The sequence below is a fragment of the Aeromonas sp. TW 6 genome (assembly GCF_013168745.1).
In the GTDB taxonomy this organism is placed as follows: Bacteria; Pseudomonadota; Gammaproteobacteria; order Enterobacterales; family Aeromonadaceae; genus Aeromonas; species Aeromonas caviae.
The window spans coordinates 1-7,594 of the sequence record NZ_JABERS010000080.1; the positions used below are offsets into that span (position 1 = coordinate 1).

5 protein-coding genes are annotated in these 7,594 nt (G+C 47.5%); 1 reads left to right on the forward strand and 4 read right to left on the reverse strand.

Annotation, left to right across the window (positions count from 1 at the left end; all coding sequences use genetic code 11):
- Nucleotides 1-48: 48 nt before the first annotated feature.
- From HKD46_RS20640 to HKD46_RS20655, 4 genes are all read right to left on the reverse strand, one after another.
- Nucleotides 49-2,178, reverse strand: a complete 2,130-nt coding sequence (locus HKD46_RS20640) for a hypothetical protein (protein WP_171865913.1) — start codon at nt 2,176-2,178, stop codon at nt 49-51.
- A gap of 5 nt (nt 2,179-2,183) precedes the next feature.
- On the reverse strand, nt 2,184-3,911 hold the full coding sequence (locus tag HKD46_RS20645) for a class I SAM-dependent DNA methyltransferase (RefSeq protein WP_171865914.1): 1,728 nt from the start codon (nt 3,909-3,911) through the stop codon (nt 2,184-2,186).
- Between the two features lie 206 nt (nt 3,912-4,117).
- Entirely contained in the window at nt 4,118-5,152 is a 1,035-nt protein-coding gene (locus HKD46_RS20650; RefSeq protein WP_171865915.1) for a DUF4365 domain-containing protein, read from the reverse strand.
- Between the two features lie 90 nt (nt 5,153-5,242).
- Complete coding sequence (locus HKD46_RS20655) at nt 5,243-5,905, reverse strand: EcsC family protein (RefSeq protein ID WP_171865916.1); 663 nt, start codon at nt 5,903-5,905, stop codon at nt 5,243-5,245.
- Nucleotides 5,906-7,203: 1,298 nt separating this feature from the next.
- Between HKD46_RS20655 and HKD46_RS20660 the strand changes: the two genes are divergently transcribed.
- Nucleotides 7,204-7,362, forward strand: coding sequence for a hypothetical protein (locus HKD46_RS20660; protein WP_171865917.1), 159 nt, complete (start codon nt 7,204-7,206; stop codon nt 7,360-7,362).
- Nucleotides 7,363-7,594: the final 232 nt, after the last annotated feature.

Below are 7,594 nucleotides of genomic sequence, written 5' to 3' on the forward strand. Positions count from 1 at the left end.
CCGGCAAGCGATTGGGCCGCTGCCCACAGGAGTGGTTGAGGGCCGTGGTCAGGGCGTGCATCGAGAAGACAGATTATCCCATCCCGGCAGAACTGATGCCGTCAACCCCGTCCTGGTGAATAGATACTCTTCCGTCGCCTCAACCTCTGCCGATAGGTCGATTCGGAATGCAGGCAACACGAAGTCAGCATTCATCAGGAGCTGATTACCTTCTGGCAGATGCTTGAGACGATGGAGGATGGATTCCATGCGCGGCTTCCATTGCCGGAATGCTGGAAATTCTTGAACAAGCGGCTTCAGAGTGTTGCGAAGACTTTGTCCGTTGCGCTGGGTCAGGAGCAGCTCCGTATGTGCTGGGATCTGGTCATCAGTAATGACGAGCCGCAATCCGTCCTCATCCAGCCCGGAGAAGACTAGGTGAGCGCCATTCAGATGCGCGAGGGCAGTTTCGAGTTGTGATGACGAGATAAGCCGCAGGCGCTTCTGGAAGTCCCCGAATTGGATACCTTGCGGGTAATCGCGGTAGGCAGATAGATAGCGCTCCGCCAGACGACGATAGATGGGGCTCGTGAAGACGACTATTAGCGATTTGCGTTGCTTGCCACACACTTGGCCGACAATCTCAGCCAAACGGTGCGCAAGCGGAGTACCTAGCTGGTAGTTCTCATAGAGCTGTGTCCCCATCTGCATGCATTTGCGCAGCTCAATTCGCTCAAAATCGGCTTCGGCTGTCATATCGAAGGTAACGAGCTTTGCATGGAAGGAGGACCAGCTGTATGCCTCACGCGTGCGGTCACGAATTCCGCTCTCGCCAAGCCACTCCACAAGCGTAGCCACGCCGCAAGGCAAGGCAGCCAGTCGGGCAAGATAGTTTGCCGCGTCCCAGACGGGTTTGGCCAGCTCTTGGGAATTCGGAATCTGCCCAGCCAGCCGGTAGAGCTTGTTGATGACCTTGGCGGCATCGGCATCCACCACCGAAACATCGAGTGTGCGGGGAATCGGTGCACGAATTTCAGTCTGCCCAGGGGCAACCAGCCCGTCTTCCTTGAGTGCACTTGCAATACCTGTAATAGCGTATTCGTTAGGTCTCGACCAGCGCAGTTCCTTGCGCTCATGATTCAACCGCCAGAGGTCGTCCTTCAAGCTATAAGCACTTCGTGGGTGGTCTGTCACCACCAGAACCCCTGGGCAGTTTGCACCAAATACCTCTTCCAGCATTACCAGGAACCGGCACAGTGCCCCCCGCCATCCACGTGCCTCCATGCGAATTTGGCGCGTGGCATTCACGATGACAACTTCGGGGGGGCCCATCTTCTTCAGTCGTACAAGTGCCGTGCGCAACTCCTCCCTGGTTAGACGGCCATCCAGAGCGAACAAGGCGTCCGGGGCGGTTTGGGCGTTTCCCATGAACTGGCAGTTGCTGGCCAATGCTTTTTTATGGGAGCGGCGAGCGAGCTTCGCGCGGACATGCTCAAGGAGGTGAGAGTCGCATGATTCCCACGAAAGGTCGCCGGGCGTTGCCAGAAAATGGGGAATAAGCTCGCCCATGGTGGGATGGATGTGATCGCCCTCAGCTGGCTGTGACGCAAGAGAGAACAGAAACGCGTCTTTGTCGCTGCACCTGCGCTTGAGTTTGCTTGTGTCGACGCCGCTGACTTCTGCCAACTGCCGAGCATGGCGAAGCACGTCCTCGCGCCCCAGCATCAGGTGGTTGAGTGGGTAGAAGGCATTTGTCTTGGTCGGAAACACCAGACCGCGCACTCCGAGTTTGTCACCGCGCGCCCAGCGTTCCAACGTAGCCAGGGCATGCACCACTGCCAGAGTTTTTGGGCACACCGGCCACATAAGGACGATGTGCCGCGTACGGTTCTGTGCTGCAGATAAATAGAGGTTAATGAGCTCGATTAAGCCAACACCAGGAGTACTTGGAGCAGTGTCGTCTTCGCGGTAAACGCTTACGTTAGCTTCTCCGTACCAAGAAGTAATCTCGGACACAGGAGGAATACTGATATTTTTTTCAGGAGCCGTGGACACGGCATTGATAGATTCGACTAAAGTAATATTACTTTTATTTGATTTTCTTTTTAGCAACTGCTGGAATAGGAGTGTTTTTTTCTCTTTTTCGCCCATCCGTTTCTGAGCTGCGTCAAGACGCCTCCCTTTTACTGAGAAATCCATAATGACTATGCTCCTTCTTGGTCGGGCAAACCATATGCTTTACGTACAGCAGCATCAATGTCAAGTCCTTGAGCTATTGCATTAAGAATTTTTTTTGGGTCAGGAAGCGGTAAATGCCGCAGCTCATAAGCTGAAACATTGGTTGCCCCAGAAATACACCGAAAGAGACGATCTACCGTTCTAGTTCGGAGAATCTTGGCGAGCAACTCTGGTGTAATGTCAGGATCATTTTTAACCTGCTCAAGGAAACAAACATGATTTTCGCCAACAACACCGCCAAATTCAATTAATAATTCCGTTGGCACTGCCGCACCAACAAGCCTTCTTGGCTGCTCGGTTGAGCTGACTCGCTGTAATGCGACAGCGGGCTTGCGAATTACACCAGCTGCGATAGGCTCGCCCATGTCTATGTAACGCTCGATAGATGGACCAGAAACCCTATCTAATGAGAACTCACCATTCTGACTAATATTTTTTGACCAAATCAAGGGCATTAGTGCCTTGGGGTTAATTGCCTGCTCGCGTGACACAAAACGCGGCCGTTTATCTCTGTGAAAGACAATAACACCTATTTTAGTGCGGTAACCATAATCATCAAGAGTTGCCTGAGGTTCGCTGAATAAAAAAGATAACTCTTTATCAATAGCACGCCTAGGTATTGGCCAAGGTTTTGGTTCAGTAGGAAGTTGCAGAGTTCCTGCGAAATCAACTTTCCCTTGAGATTCGAGGCAAAATACTTGGGTTACTTTTTTAGTAGCCTGCCTAGGCAGTTTTCGCCAAATGGTAATTACAGTGTCCTGTTCGGCAGAAAAAAATATACCCCCTTTGTCATGAATAAGATCAAATTGCTCAACACTCCCCCGTTCACTTAATATTTTTCTAACAGGGGAAAAGGATTGGCCAGAAAAAAAACTCATTGGGGTTAGTACAGCACCGACACCACCGTGCTTCAGAATTTTAGTGGCAAGCCCAATAAATAAACCATATAGGTTAGGCTGTCCTTTCATTACATCGCTATATGTATTGAGGTAAGGTGACATTTCCACCTTGTTTATTTTTCGATAGGGTGGATTGCAAAGAACCACATTGAAACACTGCTCAGTGCCCTCAAATATTTTTAGGCTATCGCCTTGCGAAATTTTAAACTCTGGTTCCCGCCCAACCTCCTTGATAATTGGGGCGATAGCCATTCGTAGAAATGTAGTGGTCAACCAACAAAGAAATTCATCTGTATCACAACCATAAATATTATTTTCGAGATGTAAGAGAATTTCTTCGCTGCTACCTCCCCGTGACCGAAGCTTCTCAACAATTTGAATAGCCGCCGGAGCAAGAAATGCCCCGCCACCACAGGCAGGATCAATAAGTGGACCTGACTCAATTGCAATGCACCCATCAACACTCTCCAAGAGACGCCCTGTCAATCTCGGAGGGGTAAAATACATGGCACTGCTTTTACGTTTTTCAGTCGGAAGCAGAGCGGCGTATGCAGAGCTTAACCAGAATGCCCCAGTTATTAAGTTGGATTCGTTTAACCATTCCGCAAACTTGACAATGGAAGCATCAACGTCAAGTGCTGTTGAAACATGTTCAAGTTTCAAATCAGGATAGGATAATGACATCCAGCACGCTAGGATACTTTTAGTGATGTCTGACGGAGTCGCTCCAGCTTCCATTAAAACTTTAACGGATTTTACGAACTTTGAAAAGGTAGCACTGTTATTCGGCAACATGTTCTAACCAATGCAGATGACATTGAGTTTCAATTTTATCATGATAGACATACCGATAATATCGATTTATCTGTATTTCTTGTTCTGAATTACCTTCCAGCCCCAAAACGGCTGAGAAGTGTCTAGGGAAGGTGCGGCCTAATGTTTGAATTGAGCAGCCTAGGTGGATTTTCGCGCAGGTCCGGTGGAATAATGGGTTCGGCGTCTTATGCATACGGATTGACTTCGCCATACCGGCCCAAGTGATCAATGAGTTCCTGGGCAAACCATGATCCCGACTTGGCGAGTATTGAAATTGTCGGGACTGAAGACTTACCGTTGTTCATTGCCAATATGAGAGCTGCGCACTCCCGAGTGAACGGAAGCAAGTTAACGTCAGCGATAATCTCTGTCAGACATTGTGTTGCGTTTGGCAAGGCGGAGATGATTGCTTCGACTGACTGCCCAATAGTACCCCTTGCAATGCCCGCTCCTTCATCGACAAATGTCAGGAGCTTTTCAATCTCCAATCTGCCAAAACTAGCAAACAGCTTGCGGGCATGCTCCTTCGTTCTTTCAGTGATGCTTTCCCCTGTGTGCCAGATGTCGGGATGCCATGATATGTGCGCAAAGAAATAGACCATCACATCGCGGATGTCTTCGAGCGGCCAATCTCGAAGGGCTTGGACCAACTCATTCCATGTGCTTTCCGAATTCGGATAACGTCGGAACAGCGTTATCAGTCCCAAATATGACTCATCTGGTTTCGATGACCGAAAAAGCTGAATTCCCTCTAGCAGGGTGAGATCTGGTATCTCGCGAAGAATTGTTTGAACAAATATCCGGCCAAACGTCGAACTATCAAAGCGATTGGCCTCACTCGTTTGATAACGGATAACCGCCTTGCCCGGGTTCTCCTTTAGGTATGTCTTGATATCTATCCAATGGGCTCGGCCAAGGGATGGGACGAAAACTATTCCGAGGACAGGCAGAGGATGGTGTAGCCAATACTCTCGATGACCCTCCACAGGAATCAGACATTCTTCACCCGCACTGTTGTAGTACGAGGCACCAGACTTTATCTGAACGGCAATTTGGTGATTCAGCGGTACTTCGTCGCGAATGAGCTCAATCAATGCGTCGATGCCAAGATCGTTCTCGCCCTCGATCTTGTGGAATAGCGACCCTGCGTCCTCCACAGCGGAGCGGATGAAGTTAATTCCCTTCTTCGCGGTAACGCTAGTTTTCTTGTAGAGAACCATGGTTGTTAAGACACCGAACGTTGGAATTCAGCGATGCACTATAGCGCATTCGTTGGAATAACTTGTTATACGCGCAAGATGAAGCGCAACTTACTCTTCCGTGAACGAGAAAAAGTCTTTTGCTTTTGTCCCGACGTACCAAGTAAGCCCTTTGTTCGCAGAGAAGCCAATAACGACACCAACGCCAAAGGGTATGGACTTTTCCACTGCCTTTCTTGTGAATGTGATTCCAACCTTTTTGAATATTTCTTTTACAGCAGCAAGGGTTGCTCCTTTTAAGTATTGCTGCGTCATTTTAATGAAGGCTTGCTTTGTTACTTCCTTGCCACCCTCTTTTGCAGCCTCATTGATTGTTCCAAGGCCAGCCACAATTAAGCAAATTCGCTGTGCTTCAGCATTTGTAATGTCGTGGCCGTAGATAGTGGCGAGAGCCATTGTCATTTCAATTTGATACTTCATCGACAGCGCCGCATCAGCAGTGGCACCACCAAATGTGGAGATTGCGGTTCCAAGGCCAGGAATAACTCCAGTTAAGGCCGTCGCACCACCAATGAAGGCGGTGTAATAGGAGTAGTTCGATATTATTTTGTCTGCTGCGTATTCTTCGATTTCTTCTTGTGTACGATCCTCTTTATAACGATCTTCGTACTTGCGTTTAAGGCTCAGCGCTTCTTCGCGAATCGTCTTTGGGTCGGCAAGAACTAACTCGATCGCTTTGAGCAATACGGGTTTGTCGTTTTCTGATTCAGACACATTACTCTCCTTGCGTATAACAGTGACTAGATGGAGGGCGGTACTAATCCGTTAACAGAGCATTCCATATAACTCAGCCCCATCTCCATCACCACCAAGTGAAAATCAAAATTAAATCATAGCATTACCATTCTATCTCTGATACCGGAACGTATTCGCTTGACTTCATTTTTTTGCACTGCTTCACACTTGGCAACGGCAAGACAGCTTTTATCAAGCCCCCGTCAGCCTACCTTTCGCCTTACGACGCAAGTACCCCAATGTCGAGCATTCGTTTGCTGGAGTAATCAGTCCACTGGGATAATCGCGGCCTCCCAACGTGGTCGCATGGCCCCCGAGTTTCAACAATGGGCTATCGCCAGTAGAGTGTGAAAAGCAATATTTCGAACGGCTCAACAGTGTCTAGAGAAGCTGGGGCAATTCAACCACCATTAAAACACCATTCTTCATGCAGGTTAACTCCAAGCCTTGTTTGATGGCATATAAAGGGTCTATTGCCGTGTTATGGCAATTTTTATCGAAAATTTTCCCAGATTTTTTCATGCAAATCGTTATAGTTTTATCATGTACACAAACCCTAATCATTAAAAAATGGCTCTTTAAAAAACAAAGTTTTAAGCTAGTGAAACTACTATCTCAATGTCAAAAAGCCGTGCCACTATATGGCAATGAACATTTGGCGCTGCCATATGGTGGCAGACACTTCTACCCAACGACTTGCTGAGCCTGTTCACCATACAGACAACTCAGAAAAACTATTTTAATATGAGCGAAAAATGACTATACATGCGACTTTAATCACTTCCATACTCATCTCAGTGCCTTGCCCAACGATAGTACAATGGGATACCATTAATTATAACCAGGCCACTTTACTGCGACTCAAACGAACCTACTTATCATGAATGCTTTGATATGCATATTATGAAGTCTTCGACGCTATCTCGATAGATGCCAAGAAAACACATCTTTTCATTCTGCTCTTCATTTACATCTCAATCTATATCCGTATTTCAGGGTGAAAATTCACCATATAGAGAACCACATTAAAAAATATTGAGTGATGGTTCATATGATTTTATTTATTATCAGTCGGTGGTTAACTATTTTAGTTGACTGTCAAATTAATACTGATAGCCGGTATAAAACACCACTGGCTAGCAAATATAAATGCGGCCAACTCAACCTTGTGCCATAACCCTGAAAAATTTCCAATTTTTGCCTCCTTTCAGATGACTTCGTTTGTCATACATTGTCGCTATCCAGTACATCCACTGGAGATGACAAGGAGATCTATGATGAGCAAAAACAAAAAACCAATGACCACAGAAGCCGTATCCCGTATCCATAGTGCTGAAGCTCGGAGTAACGGAGGTGGGGTGAGTAAAGATAGCTTCACCGCTCAAGCACAAAAAACCGTTTCAGTACCCCCGTCAAAACCGGCAACAAAAAAGTAAGGAAACAACATGTCTAAAAAGAATGATGACGATAATCGTTCATGCCAATTAAACCCCGAGCACGATGCCTACTGGCAGAGTCGGGGCTACGATGAGCGCCCTGATTGTATGGAGATGGTATTCACCTGACAGTTGCCCACAAAAGGGAGTGGTCATACGGCTTCAAACCGGATAACAAAACGGTACCCCTACCGTGTTATCCGGAGTCACCGTATGACCACCAACGAGAAAG

Excerpts from the sequence above, each read along its gene's own strand:
- HKD46_RS20640 (WP_171865913.1), bottom strand. The coding sequence starts at position 2,178 with ATGGATTTCTCAGTAAAAGGGAGGCGTCTTGACGCAGCTCAGAAACGG.
- HKD46_RS20645 (WP_171865914.1), bottom strand. The coding sequence starts at position 3,911 with ATGTTGCCGAATAACAGTGCTACCTTTTCAAAGTTCGTAAAATCCGTT.
- HKD46_RS20650 (WP_171865915.1), bottom strand. The coding sequence starts at position 5,152 with ATGGTTCTCTACAAGAAAACTAGCGTTACCGCGAAGAAGGGAATTAAC.
- HKD46_RS20660 (WP_171865917.1), top strand. The coding sequence starts at position 7,204 with ATGAGCAAAAACAAAAAACCAATGACCACAGAAGCCGTATCCCGTATC.